This window comes from Nocardiopsis kunsanensis DSM 44524 (assembly GCF_000340965.1).
Taxonomy (GTDB): domain Bacteria; phylum Actinomycetota; class Actinomycetes; order Streptosporangiales; family Streptosporangiaceae; genus Nocardiopsis; species Nocardiopsis kunsanensis.
In genome coordinates, this window is record NZ_ANAY01000049.1 from 1 (window position 1) to 15731 (window position 15731).

Below are 15731 nucleotides of genomic sequence, written 5' to 3' on the forward strand. Positions count from 1 at the left end.
GGTCACTGGTCGCCTACGACCACTGACCAGGGCACACATTTCCCATCAACGATCTAGGCTGTACGGGACCGTTCCCGGGAAAGACGAGGAGTGGTGCCCCGAACCCCACGCAAACCCACCAGAGCCGCGCTGTCCGACCGGTCCGACGTCTCGGTCTACTTCGACCACGCCAAGAAGCTCTGGCGTGCGGAGATCCGCCTTCGCCAGGACCCGCACACCGGGCGTTGGCGGGTGAAGAAGGTCAGCAGCAAGGACAAGAACACCTTCTACGACAAGCTGTCCACGACCCTTGAGGAACTGGATCAGGGGGTCGATTCCCCCGCCTACTACACCGTCGCCGACTGCGTGGCGGAGTTCCTGCGGGACCAGCTCTCGGACGTGGGCCCCAACACCCGAGACAACTACACACGGCTGATCAACACCCACATCACCCCCTACCTCGGCCGACACCGGTTGGCCGAGTTGCGGGTGGCCGATGTGCTCGCCTGGCTCCGCGGCCGCAAGCCGCACTTGTCCTCGCGAACGCTGCGGTTGGTGCTCAGCCTGTTGGAGCGAGCCATCCGCTACGCACAGGTGCAGGAGATGGTCTCGCGCAACGTCGCTGAGCTCGCCCGCCTCGATCAAAGGGGCCGGCTCCGAGGCGACCAGCCAGGTCGGCCCTCCAAGTCGATGACCTTGGACCAGGCCGTGGCGGTGCTCAAGGCCGCGCAGGGCACGCGGTGGTACGCCTATCTGGTGCTCTCCATCGTCACCGGCACCCGCACCGAGGAGATACGCGCGTTGACGTGGGAGCAGATCACCGCCCAAGGCGAGGTTCCCACGATCCATTTGTGGGCCTCGGTGCGCGAGGACGGCGACACCAAAACCCGAAGGTCGAAGCGGTCGCTGGAACTGCCCAGTCTGGCGCTCAAGGCCGTCAATGCCCATCGAGCCATGCAGGCGCACGAACGTCTCGTGGCGGGCGAGCTGTGGCAGGACAACAACCTGGTGTTCTGCACACGCAACGGGACCCCGCTGGACCGGCACAACGTGCTGCGGGAGCTGCGAACGATCATGAGAAAGGCGGGACTGAACGGCAAGGAATGGACCGCGCGGGAGCTGCGGCACACCTTCGTGTCCCTCTGTCCGACCACGATGTGAGTATCGAGGAGATCTCGCTTCTGGTCGGTCACAACGGCACCGACACTACTGAGCGTGTCTACCGCCGCCAGCTGCGGCCGGTGCGCCGCTCCGCAGCCACAGCGATGAACGAGATCCTGCACGACCTGGGCTGACGGCCCACTGACCCCGGTTCTACCCCACTTTTACCCCACCTGAGGCGCAGAAAAGGGCCCACCGCACGGTGGGCCCTTCGATGACCTGCTGCTTCTGTGTCGGGACGGCGGGATTTGAACCCACGACCCCTTGACCCCCAGTCAAGTGCGCTACCAAACTGCGCCACGTCCCGTGCCTGTCGAGCGCCCGTGCGGACGCCGACGCAGGAGACCTTACCGCATTCCCTCAGTGGACCGGGCCTCGGTGTCCGGGCGGTCCAGCTCCGCGAAGGCCTGGCGGGCGACCGTGCGCCCGGCCCGGTTCGCGCCGATGGTGCTGGCCTGGGGCCCGTAGCCGGCCAGGAACAGGCGGGGTTCACGCACGGAGCGCCCTTTCTCGACCTGGATACCGCCGCCGGGTTCCCGTAGCCGCAAGGGGGCCAGGTGGGTGAGTTCGGCCCGGAACCCGGTGGCCCAGATGATGGCGTCCACAGGTTCGAAGGTGCCGTCGTCCCAGCGCACACCATCGGGTTCGATCGAGGTGAACATGGGCCGTGCCACCAACAGGCCCCGGTCGCGCGCGGCCAGGTTCGACGGGGTGGCCGGTAGCCCGGTCCCCGAGACGGTACTGGGCAGTTGCCGGCCGGCACGGGCGGCCTCGTCGGCCTCGCGTACGGCCCCGGGCCCGTCGACGGTGTCGGTGAAGGTGACGGGCCTGCGGGTGACCCACAAGGTATCGGAGGCCACGTGTTCGATTTCGTGCAGGAACCCGACCGCTGATGTGCCCCCGCCCACGATCAGGACCCGCTGTCCGGCGAAGTCCTCGGCGGCACGGTACTCGGGGGTGGAGATCTGCACCCCGGTGAAGTCGGCGGCGCCGGGCACGTGGGGGCGGAAGGGGCGCGCCCAGGTCCCGCCGGCGCTGACCAGGACGGTGGCGCGCACGGTCCCGTGGTCGGTCTCCAGCACGAACGCGCCGTCCTTCCCGGTGTGGACCCGGTGGACGTGCACGGGGCGGCGTACCCGCAGGTCGAAGTGGCGCTCGTAACGAGCGTAGTACTCGCGCACGATGTCGCGGGCGGGCCTGCTGGGGTCGGCGGTGTCGAAGCTCAGGCCGAGTTCGCGCATACCGGGTAGGTCGTCGACCTTGTGCGCGAGGTCCAGGCGCAGCGACTCCCACCGGAACTGCCAGGCCCCGCCGGTGCCGGGGCCGCGGTCGAGCACGAGCAGGTCGGAGCCGGGTCGCATTCCGAGACGGCGTAGGTGCCAGGCGACGGAGAGGCCGGCCTGACCGGCCCCGACCACGACGATGTCGGCGGCCTCGGGCAGGGGCCCCTCGATGGTTCCGTCGGCTGTGGCCGTGGTGACGCTCATGCGCTCTCCCTCACTGGTCTCGTTGTCGGCAACAACACCGGTGGCGTGTCTTCTCCAGGAACGCCCACGACGTGAGCACCGACACAGTGTCCGCTCTCCTGCCTTCACCCACACGCCAGGCCGGTGGGCCCCTCCCCTACGCACCGGAAAGCCCCGATCTCCGTCCACACCGCAGTTCCTGAGATGCCACACTGTCGGTCATGTCCAACCCGAGTCCCTCGCAGACACCCCCTGCACACGGCCCGCAGCACCCCCCACAGCGCCGGAGCCGGCGCGGGCCGCGCCCCGGCTACCTCGCCTCCCTGATCTCCCTTGCCGCGGCCCTGGTGATGGTCGGGGTCGTGGCGATCGTGGGCATCCGGATCGGCCACCCCCAGCCGGAGTTCATCGCCGAGGTCTCCGGTGGTGAGGACGTGGAGATCGAGGTCGCCGAGGACGAACCGTTGGGTGAGGTGGTCCTCATCACGCAAGGTTTCGCCGGCGCCTGCGTGCAGTACACCCCCGAGCCCGACTTGGAGATGGGTGACCTGCGGAGCACGGGCACACACGTCTACGGCCCGGACGGGATGGAGGCCCGGGACATCTATGTTCTCGACGAACCGGGTACACACACCTTCCAGTGCACCGACGACGCCGAGGGCGGTCTCGCACCCGTCGCCACGACCGTCGACGCGGCCCAGACCCGGCAGGTGGTGTGGGTCGTCACATTCCTCGGCGTGATCACGGTGGGTGTCCTGCTCGCCATCGGTCTGGCCCTGGCCACGTTCCTGCGCAGCCGCAAGGAGACCGCCGCCCGGCTGCCCCGGCACTGACCGCACCGTCCCGTCCGGCGACCGAAGGGGCCGATCCGCACGGTCCCTTTCGCGGGGGTGGTCCTCCCCCGCGCCGACCGGGCAAGAACGGTCAAGCGCCCACCCCTGCCCCGCGCACATACTGATCACATGAGCGAGGCGGACAGCGGACGCGATCGGCTCCGCGAACTCCTGGACGCGGTCCTGGACGAGGACAGCACGACCCTGGCCGACATGGCCGGCCGTGCGTTCAGTTCACCGTTCCACTTCACCCGCACCCTGTCCCGGCAGACCGGCGAGTCACCGGTGGCACTACGCCGTCGGGTGCTGTTGGAGCGTGCTGCGTGGCAGATCGGCCGGGGCGGGAGCGTGACCGAGGCGGCCTTCGGGGCCGGTTACGGGTCGGTGGAGGGCTTCACCCGTGCCTTCACCCGGACCTTCGGCCGTCCGCCGAGTGCGACCGGCCCGGGCAGTGCGACGTGGGCGCCCGCGCCGAACGGCATCCACTTCCACCCGCCGGTGCACCTGTGGGTGGAGCAGAACCCGAGGAGGCACACGGGCATGGACGTCACGGCACTGCAGGTGCACCACGACGTGGAGGACACCGCCGCCCTGATCGACCTGGCCGCGGGCCTGACCGAGGAACAGTACCGCCACGAATGGTTCCCCGGCCTGACCGTCCTGTCCTGGGACGGTCCGGAGGGGTCGATCGCCGCGTGCCTGCACCGTCTCGTCCACACCAAGGAGGTCTGGTTGGCCTCCGTCGAGGGCGGCGACCTGCCCGCTCCCGGCGGTGACACGGCGGGTGAGCTGCGGGAGCGGCACGCACGGGTGGCCCGGCGCTGGGTGGCCACCACGGCCGACATCGACCGCCGCGGCGCATGGGGCGACCGGATCGTCGACGCGATCTGCGACCCGCCGGAGAGCTTCCTGCTGGGCGGGATCATCGCGCACGTGCTCACCTTCGCGGGGCACCGCCGGCAGATGGTGCGGCACATGCTGCGCGCGTGCGGGTCCGGGGCCGGGCACGGGGATCCCCTCGAATGGCTGCAGGACCGCAACGGAGGACGAGGAGGAACACCATGAGCACCGTATACATGACGGCCACGAGCCTGGACGGGTTCATCGCCGACGAGGAGAACTCCCTCGACTGGCTGTTCGCCGCCGACGGGGGTGAGGCCGAGAGTGACACGGAGGGCTTCATCGCCACCGTCGGGGCGGTCCTGATGGGCGCGACGACCTACGAGTGGATCGTCGGCCACGAGGAGGTGGAGGGCTGGCCCTACTCGGCCCCCACGTGGGTGCTCACCCACCGGGACCTGCCGCGGACCGGGGGCGACGTCCGGTTCGTGGCGGCCGACGGCGACGAGCAGCTCCGGGCTCTGCACCGGGAGTTGGTGGAGGCCGCCGACGGGCGCGACGTGTGGCTGGTCGGCGGGGGCGGGGTCGCCGCCGACCTGGCACGTCTGGGGCTCCTGGACGTCGTGGACGTCTCGTTGGCACCGGTCACCCTGGGCGCGGGCGCTCCCCTGCTGGCGGGGCGTGTCGACCTTCGTCCGGTGAAGGTGCAACGCGCGGGTGACTTCGCGTGCCTGCGCTACGAGGTGGTCCGGGGATGAACCGTGTCGGCCCCGTCTGCGCCCTGCCGCAGGTGTGCGTCGGCCTCAGCGATTTCGTCCTCGGTGAACACGGCGATGCCGTGCTCGGTGAGCAGCTGTGCGGTGACACCGCTTCCGGGGACCTTGGTCCCGCTGAACGTGCCGTCGTAGATCTGTCGCAGCCCGCAGGAGGGGCTGGACTCCTTGAGCACGGCCACCGCCACGTCCGTGGAGCGGGCGGTGGCCAGCGCGGACCGGGCACCGGAGACGAAGTGGTCGGTGACCTCACGCCCGTCGGGGGTCAGGATGCGGGCGTGCCCGGCCAGCACATCGGCGGCGTCGGCCCCGGGTTCGATCTCGGCGGGCGGCCGGGGCACGGGCAGCCCGCCTGCGATCTCGGGGCAGTGCTGGATCACTCTGCCCTCGGCATACCAGAGGGCGACGGTGTCGTCGGAGAGCTGTTTGGCCCGCCCGTCGAAGCGCACCTTGCGGCCGAGCAGGCAGGCGCTGACCAGGACCTTGCGCACGTGCTGTTCCTTCCGTCGGCACCGGGTGCCCGTCACACGTCAGCGGCGTCCGCCGCGCGCCTTGCCGTCGTTGCGGGAGCTGCCCTTGGAGGCACGGTTCTGTGGTGTGCCCGCGGTGTTCTTCTTCTCCCGGATCCGCATACTGATGTGCACCGGGGACCCCTCGAACCCGAAGTCCTCACGCAGACGGCGTTCGATGAACCGCCGGTAGTTGTCCTCCAGGAACCCGGTCGTGAACAGGATGAAGTGTGGTGGGCGCGCATCGGCCTGCGTCGCGAACAGGATCTTGGGCTGCTTGCCCCCGCGCGCGGGCGGGGGTGTGGAGGCGACCTGGTCCTTGACCCAGTTGTTGAGCTGCCCGGTGGGGATGCGCTGGTTCCACCCGGCCAGGCTGGTCTCGAGCGCCGGCACGAGCTTCTCCATGTGGCGCCCGGTACGCGCGGACACGTTCACCCGGGGTGCCCAGGACACGCGCGAGAGCTGCCGGTCGATCTCCTTCTCCAGGTAGTAGCGGCGCTCCTCGTCGAGGGTGTCCCACTTGTTGAAAGCCAGCACCAGTCCGCGTCCGGATTCCACGACCTGCTCGACGACGCGGATGTCCTGCTCGGCCAGCGGTTCACTGACGTCCATGAGCACGACTGCGACCTCGGCGCGCTCCAGTGCCTGGCCGGTGCGCATCGTGGCGTAGTAGTCGGCGCCCTGCAGGGCCCGGTAGCGGCGGCGGATCCCGGCGGTGTCGATGAACTTCCAGGTCTGTCCGCCCAGTTCGATGAGTTCGTCCACGGAGTCGCGGGTGGTACCGGCCACCGAGTCGACCACGACACGCTCCTCGTCGGCCACCCGGTTGAGCAGGCTGGACTTGCCCACGTTGGGGCGGCCCAGCAGGGCGATCCGGGGCGGGCCTTCCTCCTCGACCGGGTCGATAACCGGTTCCGGTTTCTCGGGGAAGGCTTCCACGACGGCGTCGAGCATGTCACCGGTGCCGCGTCCGTGCAGAGCACTGATGGGATAGGGCTCACCCACACCCAGGTTCCACAGCTCCAGGGCATCGGCTTCCTGCATCCGGCCGTCGACCTTGTTCGCGGCCAGCACGACCGGTTTGCGGGCCCTGCGCAGTACACGGGTGACGGCGGCGTCGGTGATGCCCACGGTCGCATCGACCACGAACAGGACCACGTCGGCGGCCTGTGCCGCGTACTCGGCCTGGCGGGCGACCATGGCGGCCAGGCCGCTGACGCTGGTCTCCCAACCGCCGGTGTCGACGAGTGTGAAGGGGATGTCCTGCCACTCGGCGTCGTAGGCGACCCGGTCGCGGGTCACGCCGGGCACGTCCTCGACCACGGCCTCGCGGCGGCCGATGATCCGGTTGACCAGGCTGGACTTGCCCACGTTGGGGCGGCCGACCACGGCGACGACGGGGACGGGTGTCTCGCCCTCGCTCGCTGCCTCGACCATGTCGGTCACGTCGAACTCACTCATGTGCTACTCCCGGTACTCGGTCCCCACGCGCCCAGGATGCGTGCCGTGAGGACGGTCGAAAATGCGCACCGTGCCGGGAGGGTTCCGGGCACGGCCGTGCGGGGTGCTGTGAAGCGCCCCGGCCACGGGGGACAACCCCGTGGGATGCTCCTGTGTTCCCCTCGCAGGAGGGTTCGGACCGTGCGTCCGGAACGGACGGCGGACCTACTCTGCAGCGGTGACGGTGCTGCGGGCCGCGTCGGCGAGCCCGACGACGAGGGTGATGACCTGGCCCAGGTCCAGTCCGGTGGTGTCGAGCTCGGTGGCGTCGGCGGTCCGGGTCAGGGGCGAGGCCTTGCGGCTGGAGTCGAGGGCGTCGCGGCGGGTCAGGTCGGCCTGGGTCCCGGCCACATCGGTGGTACGCACTTCCTTGCTGCGGCGCGTGGCACGGGCCTCGGCGGAGGCGGTCAGGAACAGCTTCACCGGCGCCTCGGGGGCGACCACGGTGGTGATGTCCCTGCCCTCGACGACGATGCCCTCGCTCTCGGCGCGGGCGGCGGCGATGATCTCGCGCTGGGTGCGCACCAGGCGCTCGCGGGTCTCGGGCACGGCCGAGACCGCGCTGACGTTGTCGGTGACGTCCTTGCCGCGGATCTCCACTGCCACGTCGCGGCCGTCGACTGCGACGGTGGGAGCGTCCGGGTCGGTGCCCATGGTGAGCACCGGACGGTCGACGAGGGCGGCCACCGCAGCAGCGTCGGAGACGTCCACACCCTGGTCCAGCATCCACCAGGTCAGGGCCCGGTACATGGCCCCGGTGTCCAAGTACCGCAGTCCACGCTCCTTGGCCACACCACGGGAGGTACTCGACTTGCCCGACCCGGAGGGGCCGTCGATCGCGATGACGATGCCCTCGGTGCTGCCCTGCACGTTCACTGCTGTCGACTCCCGGTCGCCGGAGGTGTAAAACGGATCCGCCACAGCGTACCCCCGGATCGGCGGCGTTCCGGACGGTCCCGTCAGCGTCCCGGGTGCACCGACCACCCGGCTTCCGAGAGGGCGTGTACCAGGGTGTCCTCGGCCTCGGGGAGTACAGACAGTGACACCGTCCCCATGGGCAGGCCGGGGGTGTGTTCGATGCGCACGTCCTCGATGTTGACCCCGGCCTCGCCGGCCGCGGCGAAGAGGTGGCCGAGCACGCCGGGCTCGTCGGAGACGACCACGGGCAGGACCGCGTAGGAGGGGCGCTGGACGGCGCCGTGTTTGCCGGGGAGGTGTCCCTGTCCGGTGCGGCCGCGTTCGAGCACCTCACGCAGGGGTTCCAGGGATCCGTCGGGGTCCTGGGCCTCCTCCAGGCTGCGGGCGGTGACGGCCAGGTCCTCGGCGATCGCACGCAGTACCCGCGCCACGGGGGCGGCGTTGTGGCTGAGGATCGTGGTCCACATCCCGGGGTCGCCGCCGGCCACCCGGGTGACGTCGCGCACGCCCTGCCCGGCCAACGCCAGCGCGGACTCGTCGCCGCCGGTCAGCTGCGCGGCCACGGCTGAGGCGGCCATGTGCGGAGCGTGGGAGACCAGCGCCACGGCGCGGTCGTGGAGGGAGGCGTCCAGCACCCTCGGGTCGGCCCCGCACAGGCGGGCGATCCGGGAAACCGCGGCGATCGCGGAGGGGTCTGCCTTACCGGTGGGGCACAGTGCCCAGGAACGTCCCAGGAACAGGTCGGAGCGGGCGGCGCCGGGACCGTTCTTCTCCCTGCCTCCCATGGGGTGGCCGGGCACGTACGTGGCCATGTCGCACCCCAGGCGCTCGGCATCCGCGACGATGCCGGCCTTGACGCTGGCGGCGTCGGTGTAGACCTGTGCCAGGCCCCGGTCCTGGGCCTGCCGCAGGACCTCGGGCACGGCCCCGGGCGGTGCGGCCACCACGGCCACGTCGGCGGGCACCGGCAACGCACCGTCCTGCAGGGGACGGCCCGCGCCCAGGTCGACGGCCATGCGCAGGGTGGCCGGATCGGGGTCGGACAGGACCACATCGACCTCGTGCGAGCGCAGCGCGAGTGCGATCGAAGTACCGATGAGGCCCGCGCCCAGCACTACGACGCGTTCCACGCCCGGCTGTCCCCCGTGGTCCGTGCTCACTGTCTCCCCCACTGCTGCGCGCCTCTCACCTGCGTTCTCCACAGCTTAGGCCGTGTCCGGGCTCGCCCCGGTCCGCGCTCGTGCCCTCACCCGCGTGTGAGGGCCGGTGCGCGCGAGGTCACTGGGCGATGTCCAGGCGCAGGGCCTGAGCGCCGCGCAGGTACACGTGCTGGACCTCGGAACGGGGCCGTTCGGTCTCCACGTGTGCCATGAGGCGCACCACCCGGGGCAGGGCGTGCGGCACGTCCAGCTCGGTGGCGCACATCAGGGGGACGTCGGAGAACCCCACCTTGCGGGCGGCCAACGCCGGGAACTCGCTGTTGATGTCGGGGGTGGCGGTGAAGAGCACACTGATCACGTCGTCGGTGGTCAGCGCGTTGCGACGCATCACTTCCGCGACCAGTTCGGCCGTGGCCTCCAACACCTGCTCGCGCTCGTCCGCATCGACCTGCACCGCACCTCTGATGGCACGTACCGCCACGTTCGATCCCGCCTTGTCGTTCGTGAGTGTGTGGCCGCCGCCCCGGACATGAGCGACGGCGGCCACCGGCCCGAAAGGTTGCGAGCCGTGACCGCCGTCAACTGTATCTACAGGTCGGCGGACTGGTAGAGCTCGCTGACCTCCTGTGCGGTCAGCGCACGCATCGTGCCCGGTTTGAGGGCGTTCAGGCCGACCGGACCGACCTGGGTGCGTGCCAGGTCCGAGACCGGGTGTCCGAGCTCCTCCATGAGGCGGCGCACGATGTGCTTGCGTCCCTCGTGCAGGCGGATCTCCACCATGGCCTTGGGTTCGGCGTCGTCGACCACACGGAAGGAATCGACCTCCACGGGCCCGTCGTCGAGCTCCACGCCCTGGCGGGCACGGCGTTCCACGTGGCGTGGGACCGGTCCGGGCACCTTCGCGACGTAGGTCTTGACGACCTTGTACCGCGGATGGGTGAGCCGGTTGGCGAGGTCCCCGTCGTTGGTCAACAGGATCAGGCCCTCGGTCTCGGTGTCCAGCCGGCCCACGTGGAAGATGCGCTCGCTGGTCTGACCGGCGAAGTCGCCCAGGGTCGGCCGCCCCTGCGGGTCCCACATGGTGCTGACCACGCCCCGCGGCTTGTTGAGGGCGAAGTACAGCTTGTCGGGCGCGGTGACCACACGCATGCCGTCCACGCGGATCTCCGACTTCTCCGGGTCCACGCGGGCGCCGAAGCGGCGGACGGTCTCCCCGTCGACACTGACGCGGCCCTCGGCGATCATCTCCTCGCTGGCGCGGCGGCTGGCCACACCTGCGCCGGCCAGGGCCTTCTGCAGCCGGATGCCGCCGGGTACGTCGTTGTAGGTGTCGCGGTCGGTGTCGCGACGCTCCTCGTCCCCCGGCTCGTAGTCCTTGCGCAGGGCCCGCAGGCGTTCCTGCGCGGTCCTGGACAGTTGGGCCTCGTTCTTGACCCGCTCGTCCTTGCGGCCCCGGTGCCCGGGACCGCCGGAGGCCTGCTTGCGGCGGTCGGGACCCTTGTGCGGGGGACGGCCTCCGCGGCGGTCGTCACGGCCTCCACGGCGGTCCCCGCCTCCTCCGCGGCGGTCGTCGCGGCCACGGGGGTCGCGTCCGCCGCCCCGGCGGTCGCGGTCGCCGCGGGGTTCGCGTTCGTCACGGCGCCGGTCGCCCCTGCCGTTGCGGGAGCCTCGGTCGTCACGGCCGCGGAAATCGCGTCCCCGGCCGTGGTTGCGGCCCTTGGGGCCGCGGTCGTCTCTGTTGTCGCCGCGCTCACCGCGCGGGGCTTTGTCAGTACTCACCGGTGTCGTCTAGACCTTCGATGTCGTCGGGGAGGAACGGGGCGAGGTCGGGCAGCTCGTCGAGGCCGCGCAGACCCAGTCGTTCCAGGAAGTAAGTAGTGGTCCGATACAGCAGTGCGCCGGACTCGGGATCGTGTCCGGCGTCCTCGATCAGGCCCCTCAGTACGAGGGTACGCATCACGCCGTCGCAGTTGACACCGCGGACGGCCGAGACCCTGCCGCGTGAGACCGGTTGGCGGTAGGCCACCACCGCCATCGTCTCCAGCGCGGCCTGGGTGAGCCGCACTTCCTGGCCCTCCTTGAGGAAGTGCTCGACGATGTCGGCGCATTCGGGACGGGTGTAGAAACGCCACCCCTCGGCCACCGCTCGCAGGTCGAAACCGCGCCCCTGCTCGGTGTATTCCCGGGACAGGGATTCCAGGGTCGCCAGTACCTCTCCGACGGGGGCGCCGATCCCCTTGGCCAGGTCGTACTCGGAGACGGGCTGGTCCACCACCATCAGCACGGCCTCCAGGTCACGGCGGAGCCCGGGCGCCTCGGAGAGATCGCCCACATCGGCGGTGCGCTCGGTGGTCATGCGTTCTCCCCCGTCTCTCCGGTCTCGTCGTACTCACTGTTGACCTCGACCTCGCCGTCTCCCCCGGTCCAGGTGACGGAGAGTTCCCCGAGCGGGTCGGGCTGGTCGAAGGCCACGTTCTCGGCCCGGTACAGCTCCAGCAGGGACAGGAACCGGGCGACGACCTCGAAGGTACCGTCGCACTCGGCCGTCAGGTCCGCGAACGTGAGGGTGCCGTGCTCGCGCAGGGCGGCCACGACCATCTCGCCCTGTTCCCTGACCGAGGTCTTGGTCTGGTGGATGTGGGTGACCGGGACGCTGGGTGGTTCCTTGGGGGTCAGGACCATACCGGCCAGGGCCGCGAACTCCTGCGGGCCCAGCTTGAAGAACACCTCGGGGCGCAGGGAGGCGAACCGCTCCTCCAGCGGCACGGCGCGGGCGTAGCGGCGCCCCTGGGTCGCCAGCCGCTCACGCATGATCGCGGCGACCTCCTTGTAGGCGCGGTACTGCAGCAGGCGTGCGAAGAGCAGGTCGCGGGCCTCCAGCAGCGCCAGGTCGGCCTCGTCCTCCACATCTCCGCGCGGCAGCAACCGGGCCGCCTTGAGGTCGAGCAGGGTCGCCGCCACCAGCAGGAAGTTGCTGGCCTGGTCCAGGTCCCATTCCTTCTCGAGCGTCCGGATGTGGGCGATGAACTCGTCGGTGACCTTCGACAGCGACACCTCGGTGATGTCGAGTTTGTGTTTGGAGATCAGCGCCAACAACAGGTCGAAGGGGCCCTCGAAGTTGTCCAGGTGCACCTGGAAGGAGTTCTCGTCGACCTCCTCGGCCGTGTGCTCCTCAACAGTCATGGCCACCCGACCGCCCCCGCGTCTTCACAGTCATACAGCAAGGGTGCCATCGGTCGGCCCGACCGGTGACACCCTTGCCTTTTCCGCACTCGGCCCTGCCCTCGTCACTCCCCCGGGCGAAGAGCGGGCCCTATTCCTCGGTCAACCGACGCACCAGCATGCTGGAGGCACCGTTCTCCTCGAAATCGGCGAGCAGAGCGGCCACCGCCTCGCGCACGAGTCTGCCCCGGTCGGCACTGAGCCCGTACTCGGCCCGCAGGGTCAGACGTGTCTGTTCCAGGGCCAACAGCTCCGGGCTGGAGATGTAGACGGTGATCTTCTCGTCGTGGCGCTGCCGTCCACTGGGTTTGGGCGCACGGGAGATACTCGTGTCCTTCTGACCGCCCCGTCGTGGGGGCGGCGGCCCGCCCTCGTCCCCGTCGCGCTGCTCGGGTGCCTCGTGCCGGCGGTCGGTCTCTGTGTCCGGCGTTTCCTCCGAACCCGCGGAACGGAAGAACATCTCGTCCGCTCCAGGCAGGTTCACGCGCCGTGACCGCTGAGAGGCCACCTCGCCAGCACCTCCTTGGCCAGGTCCCGGTAGGCATTGGCCCCAGCCGAGGACGAGTCGAAACTGGTGATGGGCTCACCCGCCACCGTGGCATCCGGAAAACGCACGGTGCGGTTGATGACCGTGCCGTAGACCTTGTCGCCGAACCCGTCGACGATCGTGGACAACACCTCACGAGCGTGCAGCGTGCGCGGGTCGTACATGGTGCCCAGGAACCCGTCGATGACGAGCTCTTCGTTGAGGCGTTCCTGCACCTTCTGGATGGTGTCCATCAGCAGCGCCACCCCGCGCAGCGCGAAGAACTCGCACTCCAGCGGGACCACGACGCCGTCGGCCGCGGTGAGCGCGTTGACGGTGAGCAGGCCGAGCGAGGGCTGGCAGTCGATGAGGACGACGTCGTAGTCGTCGATCACCGGGCGCAGGGCGCGGGCGAGCATCTGCTCACGTGCGACCTCGCCGACCAGTTGGACCTCGGCGGCCGACAGGTCGATGTTGCTCGGGATGAGGTCCAGGCCCTCGACGTCGGTCTTGAGCAGGACGTCCTCGACCGTGACGTCGCGCTGCATCAGCAGGTTGTAGACGGTCAGGTCGAGTTCGCGCGGGTCCAGACGGCCGAGTCCGACCGAGAGTGCACCCTGCGGGTCGAAGTCGACCAGCAGCACGCGTCTGCCGAACTCGGCGATGGCCGCCCCGAGGTTGATGGTGGTGGTGGTCTTACCGACCCCACCCTTCTGGTTACACAGTGCTACTATCCGTGCCGGGCCGTGTTCATGGATCGGTGCCGGTTCCGGAAAGTCCCGCTGTTCGAGTCTTGCGGTGTGCAGTTCGGCCCCCGTGTCGCGTTTCGTTCCCCAGGGGTTGGTCACCGGGTCGGCGAGCTCCCCCTCGCCGACGGGTGCGGTGTGCGCATCCACGTCGTTGTCCGCCCAGTTCACAACCCTTGACCTCCCCCACGGACCGGACCGGCCCGCAGAGCGCTCCTCTGGGCCCGGCCGCCGTCGGAAACTCAATATGTCGACAGCAAGGTATCTCTGTGCGGCGACTCTAGAACGACGACACGACGCACTTCAACATGATCCTGCGAGGATTCCCCACTGTGGCCGGGCCTCCCGAGAGCGCCCGTACCGTCACGTCTCGTAGGAAAGAGTACACACTGGGCGCGCGTGCCTCGCCATGTCCGGCACAGGGACAGAGCTCACCGGGCGGCCTCCCGGCGGGCCCTGGGATGGCTGACCGCGTAGACCTCCCGGAGGTGCTCGACCGTGACCAGGGTGTACACCTGTGTGGTCGTCACCGAGCTGTGCCCCAACAATTCCTGGACCACGCGGATATCGGCGCCCCCGTCGAGCAGATGGGTGGCGAAGGAGTGCCGCAACGTGTGCGGGGAGACGCCCTCCACCCCGGCGCGTTCGGCCACGGCGCCCAGCACGACCCACCCGCCCTGGCGCGTCAGGCGCCCGCCACGCGCGTTGAGGAACAGGGCCGGCCCGCCCCGGCCGGACCGGGCCAGGAAAGGGCGTACCCGCACCAGGTAGGCCTGCAGGGCACGGCTCGCGTAGGAGCCCAGCGGCACCAGGCGTTCGTGCCCGCCCTTGCCGCGGAAACGCACCAGCCCGACCCCGCCGTCGGCGTGCTCTGCAGCCTCGGCGACGTCGTCCACGTCCAGCCCCACGGTCTCGGAGATACGCGCCCCGGTGCCGTAGAGGACCTCCAGGAGTGCCCGGTCACGCAGCGCGAGCAGGTCCGCGCGCTCCTGCGAGGCGGGTGCGGCGGCCGGCCCCGCAGCCCCGAGGAGGCGTTCCACGTCCTCCAGGGGCAACGCCTTGGGCAGACGCATCGCAGGTGCGGGCGGCGCGACCTCGGCGGCCGGGTCGGTACCGCACCATCCCTCGCGCAGGGCAAAGGCGTGCAGACCGCGCACGGCCGCCAGGGCCCGCCCGGCCGAGGCCGCGCCCAGCGGCGGGTGTTCCCCGTCGCCCTCCCGCAGCGCGGCGAGGAAGGAGCGCACCTGTGCGGGGCCCACCCGGTCGGGGTCCCCGACGCCCTCCTCGGCGAGGAAACCGTCGTATCGGCGCAGGTCACGCCGGTAGGCCGACAGAGTGTTGTCGGCCAGGGCACGCTCGGCGGCCAAGTGGTCGAGGTAGACGCCGCACAACCGTGCCAGGGGCCCTTCGTCCGCCCCGCTCACCGTGCGGAGACGTCGGGCAGGTCGGCGAACCCGTCCTGGGCTGCTGTGCGGGCGGCCAGGATTCCGATCACGGTGATGCCGTTGCGCACCCGCCCCTGCAGCACCAGGCCGACCGCTTCTTCCAGCGGGACCCACGCGGCGACCAGTTCGGCCTCCTCGTGCCGGCGCACGAACCCGTTCTCCTCCTCGGGCACCGGCGACAGGCCGCGCGCCAGGAACAGGTGGACGACCTCGTCGGTGACACCCGGGCTGGGCAGGACCGAGGGCAGCTCGTGCCAGGTGCGGGCGCGCAGCCCGGCCTCCTCCACGAGTTCGCGCCGGGCGGTCTCCACCGGGGGCTCGCCCTGCACGTCCAGCATTCCGGCGGGCAGTTCCCAGAGCTTGTGCCGTACCGCGTGCCGGTACTGGCGCTGCAGCAGCACCCGGCCCTGTTCGTCCAGGGCCAGCACGGCGGCGGCGCCGGGGTGGAGGAGGTAGTCACGGGCGGCCACGACGGTGCCTCCGCCGGGCCCCTCGGGCATCTCCACCCGGTCGGTGGCCAGACCGAACACGGGGCCGCGGTAACGCTCCTGCGAGCTCTCCACCGGCCACTCCGCGGGGACGTCCGCGACCTGCGCGGGCGTCCCCGGTTCCGGCTGCTGTCCGGTCGGGGTCCCAGTGCCCATGTGTACCTC

General features: G+C 70.4%; 18 protein-coding genes and 1 tRNA gene. 5 read left to right on the top strand and 14 right to left on the bottom strand.

From position 1 onward, the window contains the following. Positions 1–93: 93 nt before the first annotated feature. Positions 94–1140 (top strand): site-specific integrase, encoded by a 1047-nt coding sequence (locus D456_RS26735; protein WP_160166746.1) that lies wholly within the window; start codon positions 94–96, stop codon positions 1138–1140. Further along, positions 1137–1274 (top strand): hypothetical protein, encoded by a 138-nt coding sequence (locus D456_RS26970; protein ID WP_160166747.1) that lies wholly within the window; start codon positions 1137–1139, stop codon positions 1272–1274. The genes D456_RS26735 and D456_RS26970 overlap by 4 nt, the downstream gene beginning before the upstream one ends. Positions 1275–1373: 99 nt before the next feature. Here D456_RS26970 and D456_RS0122160 read toward each other — a convergent pair. Next, positions 1374–1447: transfer RNA gene (locus tag D456_RS0122160), tRNA-Pro, on the bottom strand. Positions 1448–1487: 40 nt separating this feature from the next. Continuing rightward, positions 1488–2627: an NAD(P)-binding domain-containing protein gene (locus tag D456_RS0122165; RefSeq protein ID WP_017578370.1), complete on the bottom strand. Its 1140-nt coding sequence runs from the start codon at positions 2625–2627 to the stop codon at positions 1488–1490. Positions 2628–2827: 200 nt separating this feature from the next. On the opposite strand from D456_RS0122165, the gene D456_RS0122170 reads away from it, so the two are divergent. The 3 genes from D456_RS0122170 (at position 2828) to D456_RS0122180 (ending at position 5037) form a co-directional block, all read left to right on the top strand. Continuing rightward, a complete protein-coding gene (locus tag D456_RS0122170) occupies positions 2828–3439 on the top strand; it encodes a hypothetical protein (RefSeq protein WP_017578371.1) in 612 nt (203 codons plus the stop codon). Between the two features lie 129 nt (positions 3440–3568). Then, positions 3569–4504, top strand: a complete 936-nt coding sequence (locus tag D456_RS0122175) for a helix-turn-helix domain-containing protein (RefSeq protein ID WP_017578372.1) — start codon at positions 3569–3571, stop codon at positions 4502–4504. After that, complete coding sequence (locus tag D456_RS0122180) at positions 4501–5037, top strand: dihydrofolate reductase family protein (protein WP_017578373.1); 537 nt, start codon at positions 4501–4503, stop codon at positions 5035–5037. The genes D456_RS0122175 and D456_RS0122180 overlap by 4 nt, the downstream gene beginning before the upstream one ends. Here D456_RS0122180 and D456_RS0122185 read toward each other — a convergent pair. The 12 genes from D456_RS0122185 to D456_RS0122240 all read right to left on the bottom strand — a co-directional run bounded on the left by D456_RS0122185 (position 5016) and on the right by D456_RS0122240 (position 15722). Next, a complete protein-coding gene (locus tag D456_RS0122185; RefSeq protein ID WP_017578374.1) occupies positions 5016–5543 on the bottom strand; it encodes a DUF523 domain-containing protein in 528 nt (175 codons plus the stop codon). The genes D456_RS0122180 and D456_RS0122185 overlap by 22 nt on opposite strands. Before the next feature lie 39 nt (positions 5544–5582). Then, positions 5583–7022 (bottom strand): ribosome biogenesis GTPase Der, encoded by a 1440-nt coding sequence (gene der / locus D456_RS0122190; RefSeq protein ID WP_017578375.1) that lies wholly within the window; start codon positions 7020–7022, stop codon positions 5583–5585. Between the two features lie 204 nt (positions 7023–7226). After that, the gene (gene cmk, locus D456_RS0122195) at positions 7227–7937 is read right to left on the bottom strand and encodes a (d)CMP kinase (RefSeq protein WP_017578376.1); all 711 of its coding nucleotides are present in this window, start codon (positions 7935–7937) and stop codon (positions 7227–7229) included. A gap of 83 nt (positions 7938–8020) precedes the next feature. Next, positions 8021–9139, bottom strand: coding sequence for a prephenate dehydrogenase (locus tag D456_RS0122200; protein ID WP_026116128.1), 1119 nt, complete (start codon positions 9137–9139; stop codon positions 8021–8023). Between the two features lie 118 nt (positions 9140–9257). Then, on the bottom strand, positions 9258–9620 hold the full coding sequence (gene aroH, locus D456_RS0122205; protein WP_026116129.1) for a chorismate mutase: 363 nt from the start codon (positions 9618–9620) through the stop codon (positions 9258–9260). A 107-nt stretch (positions 9621–9727) separates the two neighbouring features. Further along, the gene (locus D456_RS26165) at positions 9728–10918 is read right to left on the bottom strand and encodes a pseudouridine synthase (RefSeq protein ID WP_017578379.1); all 1191 of its coding nucleotides are present in this window, start codon (positions 10916–10918) and stop codon (positions 9728–9730) included. After that, the gene (scpB, locus tag D456_RS0122215) at positions 10908–11495 is read right to left on the bottom strand and encodes an SMC-Scp complex subunit ScpB (RefSeq protein WP_017578380.1); all 588 of its coding nucleotides are present in this window, start codon (positions 11493–11495) and stop codon (positions 10908–10910) included. Before scpB ends, D456_RS26165 begins: the two co-directional genes overlap by 11 nt. Next, entirely contained in the window at positions 11492–12322 is an 831-nt protein-coding gene (locus D456_RS0122220; protein ID WP_017578381.1) for a segregation and condensation protein A, read from the bottom strand. The genes scpB and D456_RS0122220 overlap by 4 nt, the downstream gene beginning before the upstream one ends. Before the next feature lie 130 nt (positions 12323–12452). Further along, positions 12453–12821, bottom strand: coding sequence for a hypothetical protein (locus D456_RS0122225; RefSeq protein ID WP_017578382.1), 369 nt, complete (start codon positions 12819–12821; stop codon positions 12453–12455). Positions 12822–12841: 20 nt separating this feature from the next. After that, the gene (locus D456_RS0122230; protein ID WP_017578383.1) at positions 12842–13804 is read right to left on the bottom strand and encodes a ParA family protein; all 963 of its coding nucleotides are present in this window, start codon (positions 13802–13804) and stop codon (positions 12842–12844) included. A gap of 260 nt (positions 13805–14064) precedes the next feature. Beyond that, complete coding sequence (locus D456_RS0122235; RefSeq protein WP_017578384.1) at positions 14065–15057, bottom strand: tyrosine recombinase; 993 nt, start codon at positions 15055–15057, stop codon at positions 14065–14067. Further along, positions 15054–15722 carry an NUDIX domain-containing protein gene (locus tag D456_RS0122240; RefSeq protein WP_017578385.1) on the bottom strand — a complete coding sequence of 223 codons (669 nt, stop codon included), beginning with the start codon at positions 15720–15722 and terminating at the stop codon, positions 15054–15056. Before D456_RS0122240 ends, D456_RS0122235 begins: the two co-directional genes overlap by 4 nt. Between the last annotated feature and the right edge of the window lie 9 nt (positions 15723–15731).

Coding starts and splice junctions, on each gene's coding strand:
- D456_RS0122165 (WP_017578370.1), bottom strand. CDS start 2,627: ATGAGCGTCACCACGGCCACAGCCGACGGAACCATCGAGGGGCCCCTG.
- D456_RS0122170 (WP_017578371.1), top strand. CDS start 2,828: ATGTCCAACCCGAGTCCCTCGCAGACACCCCCTGCACACGGCCCGCAG.
- D456_RS0122175 (WP_017578372.1), top strand. CDS start 3,569: ATGAGCGAGGCGGACAGCGGACGCGATCGGCTCCGCGAACTCCTGGAC.
- D456_RS0122180 (WP_017578373.1), top strand. CDS start 4,501: ATGAGCACCGTATACATGACGGCCACGAGCCTGGACGGGTTCATCGCC.
- der (WP_017578375.1), bottom strand. CDS start 7,022: ATGAGTGAGTTCGACGTGACCGACATGGTCGAGGCAGCGAGCGAGGGC.
- scpB (WP_017578380.1), bottom strand. CDS start 11,495: ATGACCACCGAGCGCACCGCCGATGTGGGCGATCTCTCCGAGGCGCCC.
- D456_RS0122220 (WP_017578381.1), bottom strand. CDS start 12,322: ATGACTGTTGAGGAGCACACGGCCGAGGAGGTCGACGAGAACTCCTTC.
- D456_RS0122225 (WP_017578382.1), bottom strand. CDS start 12,821: ATGTTCTTCCGTTCCGCGGGTTCGGAGGAAACGCCGGACACAGAGACC.
- D456_RS0122240 (WP_017578385.1), bottom strand. CDS start 15,722: ATGGGCACTGGGACCCCGACCGGACAGCAGCCGGAACCGGGGACGCCC.